General features: G+C 70.5%; 3 protein-coding genes. 2 read left to right on the top strand and 1 reads right to left on the bottom strand.

Annotated elements, in window-relative coordinates:
• Window positions 1–119: 119 nt before the first annotated feature.
• Window positions 120–728: a YceI family protein gene (locus AOK18_RS18780; protein WP_055695127.1), complete on the bottom strand. Its 609-nt coding sequence runs from the start codon at window positions 726–728 to the stop codon at window positions 120–122.
• Between the two features lie 716 nt (window positions 729–1,444).
• On the opposite strand from AOK18_RS18780, the gene AOK18_RS18785 reads away from it, so the two are divergent.
• A complete protein-coding gene (locus AOK18_RS18785) occupies window positions 1,445–3,028 on the top strand; it encodes an acyl-CoA carboxylase subunit beta (RefSeq protein ID WP_055695128.1) in 1,584 nt (527 codons plus the stop codon).
• 87 nt (window positions 3,029–3,115) lie between these two features.
• Window positions 3,116–3,266 (top strand): acyl-CoA carboxylase subunit epsilon (locus AOK18_RS31060; RefSeq protein WP_079105088.1); only part of this gene is annotated, 151 nt, incomplete at its 3' end.

Here is a 3,266-nt window from a genome sequence, read left to right on the forward strand (position 1 = left end):
GCCGGGCCGGCCGGTGGGGGAGCGCACGGCCGCGGCGCCGGAAAGCCGAGCGCCCGCCCTCCTCCGTGCGGAGGCGGCGGGCGCGCGTGCGGCGGTGCCGGACGGGAGGGACCGTCGGCTCAGGCGTTCTTGATCGCCGAGATGTCGAAGTTCAGCTTGATCTTGTCGGAGACCAGGACGCCGCCCGTCTCCAGCGCCGCGTTCCAGGTCAGGCCCCACTCGGAGCGCAGGATCTCGGCCTTGCCCTCGAAGCCCACGCGCTCGTTGCCGAAGGGGTCCTTGGCGGCGCCGTTGAACTCCAGGTCGATGGTGAGGGGCTTGGTGGTGCCGAGGATCGTCAGGTCACCGGTGAGCCGGTAGTCGTCGCCGCCCAGGGCCTCCACCTTGGTGGAGCGGAAGGTCATCTTCGGGAACTCCTCGGTCCGGAAGAAGTCCGCGCTCTTGAGGTGACCGTCGCGGTCGGCGTTGCCGGTCTCGATGCTCGCCATCTCCACGTCGAGGACGGCGGTGGACCGGGAGGGGTCGGAGCCGTCCAGGTGCAGGGTGCCGGTGAACTCCTGGAAGCTGCCCTTGACGTTGGTGACCATCGCGTGCCGGGCGACGAAACCGAGGGTGGTGTGCGAGGGGTCGATCGTGTAGTCGCCGGTCAGGGCGGCCAGGTCCGGGTTCACGGGGGCCGGGGCGGTCGCGGTGGCGGTCTCGTTGTTCTTGCGGCTGAAGATGCCCATGATGCGTTCCTCCTGGGGACGGGGAGATCCGATGATCCCGTTGAATGTTCAATTACTTCAACGAGACTCACTGTAGAGGTATTCCCTTTAAAGTTCAACATCTTTGGCGGAACGTGCGCGCGAACCGGCCGAACGGGCGGAGCGGATCCCCTCGGCGGGAGGCCCTGCGGGAGGGTTCCCGCGTTCGGCCGCGTCGACGGCATGTCCCCGTACCGCCCGCTTCCCTGCCCCGCGCGGGTCGCTTCCATGCCCCGCGCGGGCCCGTTTCCGCCACGGCCGGACCGGCCCGGCGGCCCCGGCCGCCGGGAGCCTGCGGTCCCGGCCGACCCGGCGGCCTCCGGCCGGTCCCAGGAGCCGGCCGGTCCGGGGGCCCGCTACCCTCTGCGGTGCGGGCCGACCCGAACGGGCGAATCCCCGGGGAGCATCTGGGATCGGCCGGACGCGGGAGCGGGAAGAGGCCGCCGACCCGGTGAAATCGGCCGACGCGGGCCCCGGAAACGGAGAGGCGGCGTCCGCGGGGGAAGTCCGCGCGGCGCGGGGATGTGAGGGGTGTCTCAGTCCCGGAGTTTGTCGGACCTCTACAACGCACACGCCCCCTGAACAGTCGGAACGCCTGCACGCCGTCACGGTTCTGTTCGGTCGCACCAGGAAAACGGCCCCGAGACTGTGAGGAGTCGACGGCTCGCATTTCCGGGTGAGCTTCGTAAGGTCGCATCATGACCGTTTTGGATGACGCACCGGGTGAGCCGACCGACGCGCGCGGACGTGTGGCCGAACTGCACGAGATCCGTGCGCAGGCACTGACCGGCCCGAGCGAGAAGGCGACCCGGGCGCAGCACGCCAAGGGCAAGCTGACCGCCCGGGAGCGCATCGAACTGCTGCTGGACCCGGAGTCCTTCCGCGAGGTCGAGCAGCTGCGCCGGCACCGTGCGATCGGTTTCGGTCTGGAGACCAAGAAGCCGTACACCGACGGTGTGATCACCGGCTGGGGCACCGTGGAGGGCCGCACGGTCTTCGTCTACGCCCACGACTTCCGGATCTTCGGCGGCGCGCTGGGCGAGGCCCACGCCACCAAGATCCACAAGATCATGGACATGGCCATCGCGGCGGGCGCGCCGCTGGTCTCCCTCAACGACGGTGCGGGCGCCCGCATCCAGGAGGGCGTCTCGGCGCTCGCCGGCTACGGCGGCATCTTCCAGCGCAACACCAAGGCCTCCGGGGTCATCCCGCAGATCAGCGTGATGCTCGGCCCGTGCGCCGGCGGCGCGGCCTACAGCCCCGCCCTGACCGACTTCGTGTTCATGGTCCGCGACACCTCGCAGATGTTCATCACCGGACCGGACGTCGTCAAGGCGGTCACCGGCGAGGAGATCACCCAGAACGGCCTGGGCGGCGCGGACGTGCACGCCGAGACCAGCGGCGTCTGCCACTTCGCCTACGACGACGAGGAGACGTGCATCGCCGAGGTGCGCTACCTCCTGTCGCTGCTCCCGCAGAACAACCGCGAGAACCCCCCGAGGACCGAGAGCACCGACGCGCCCGAGCGCCGCGGCGACGTCCTGCTCGACCTGGTCCCGGCCGACGGCAACCGCCCGTACGACATGACCAAGGTCATCGAGGAGATCGTCGACGACGGCGAGTACCTCGAGGTCCACGAGCGCTGGGCGCGGAACATCATCTGTGCCCTGGCCCGGATGGACGGCCAGGTCGTCGGCATCGTCGCCAACCAGCCCCAGGCGCTGGCCGGCGTGCTCGACATCGAGGCCTCCGAGAAGGCCGCCCGCTTCGTCCAGATGTGCGACGCCTTCAACATCCCGATCCTCACCTTCCTGGACGTCCCCGGCTTCCTCCCGGGCGTCGACCAGGAGCACGGCGGCATCATCCGCCACGGCGCCAAGCTCCTCTACGCCTACTGCAACGCGACCGTGCCCAGGATCTCGCTGATCCTGCGCAAGGCGTACGGCGGCGCGTACATCGTCATGGACAGCCAGTCCATCGGCGCCGACCTCACCTACGCCTGGCCGACCAACGAGATCGCCGTGATGGGCGCGGAGGGCGCGGCCAACGTCATCTTCCGCCGCCAGATCGCCGAGGCCGAGGACCCCGACGCCATGCGGGCGCGCATGGTCAAGGAGTACAAGTCCGAGCTGATGCACCCCTACTACGCGGCCGAACGCGGTCTGGTGGACGACGTGATCGACCCCGCCGAGACCCGCGAGGTGCTGATCCGCTCCCTGGCGATGCTGCAGACCAAGCACGCCGACCTGCCCTCCCGCAAGCACGGCAACCCGCCGCAGTAGCCGACCGGCCGAAGCGGTCCGCCCCGGTGACCCGGCGGACCCCTCACGGCAATCCAGCGGACCCCTCTCCCAGGGAGACTGACACCCATGAACACACCCGACATCCGCGTCGAGAAGGGCCACGCCGGGCCCGAGGAGGTCGCCGCCATCACCGCGATCCTCCTCGCCCGCGCCGCCCGCCCCGCCCACGACGTCCCGGCCCGTCCCGGCCGCGCCAGGGCCGGGACGGGCCGGGACG

Source organism: Streptomyces prasinopilosus, from assembly GCF_001419695.1.
GTDB lineage: Bacteria > Actinomycetota > Actinomycetes > Streptomycetales > Streptomycetaceae > Streptomyces > Streptomyces prasinopilosus.